This is a genomic window from Falsiroseomonas oryzae (assembly GCF_027856955.1).
Classification (GTDB): domain Bacteria; phylum Pseudomonadota; class Alphaproteobacteria; order Acetobacterales; family Acetobacteraceae; genus Falsiroseomonas; species Falsiroseomonas oryzae.
Genome location: NZ_JAPSMD010000923.1, coordinates 1 through 815, shown reverse-complemented (window position 1 = coordinate 815; position 815 = coordinate 1). Strand labels below are relative to the sequence as shown.

At 79.3% G+C, this 815-nt stretch carries 1 pseudogene; it reads left to right on the top strand.

The annotated features are described in order from the left end of the window. Positions 1–136 precede the first annotated feature (136 nt). A pseudogene (locus OZN99_RS32705) lies at positions 137–815 on the top strand (hypothetical protein); the annotation flags it as partial.

Sequence of the window (815 nt, the reverse complement as noted above, 5' to 3'; positions counted from 1 at the left end):
CGGCGCGCGGGCAGCGGAGACGCCGGCCGAGGCCCGTCCGGCAGCGGAGCCCGTCCTGCCCGCGCGCACCGATCGCCTAGCGGACTCCGCGCCCGCCGAGCCGTCGCGGGCGGCCAATAGCGGGTTCGAGCAGCCGGTGGGAACACAGCTGCGGACCGAGGCGGCGGCGCCGACCCCGCAGCCCGCCCAGCCTGTGGTCGCGGAAGCCGGCCCGGTGCAGGTGACGGCCGATGCCGTCGCGACGACCGCCGCGCGGGACACTGAAGCGCTACCCGCCGCCCGCCTGGAGAGCGACGGCGAAGCCGCCGCGTTCCAGCCCGCGCCGCGCGACATGGCGGGGGCGACGCAGCCCCGCCGGGACGACGCCGGCGGGACGCACGACGTCGATGGTGCCCGGCCCGGGCTGGCGGACACGCCGCCGGCCGTGGAGAACTCCGGTGGCAGCCCTGGCCGGTACCTGCCTGGACGGGATCTCGCCGAGGCGACGCCACAGCCTGCGGGGGGCAGCCGCGGCGAGGACGGCTCGCGCGTACCCGAAGTTGCCCAGGTTCCGCCGCTCTCCGGGGGCAACCCCGAGGCCAATCCGGGGCGCGATGCCGCGCCCGGGCGCGTGGATGACGCGCCGGGCCGCGACGTGGCCGACGCTGCCCCGCACGTCCCCAAGGACCCGCCCGGCAAGGCCGGGGCCGCGGCAGACCATGTGCCGCCTGGCCGTGCGGTCGCGGAGGCCGCGCCGAACGGCCCGAAGGATCCGTCGGCCAAGGCGGCGGACGATGCGCCGCCTGGCCACGCGGTGGCGGAGGTCGCCGCCGGGG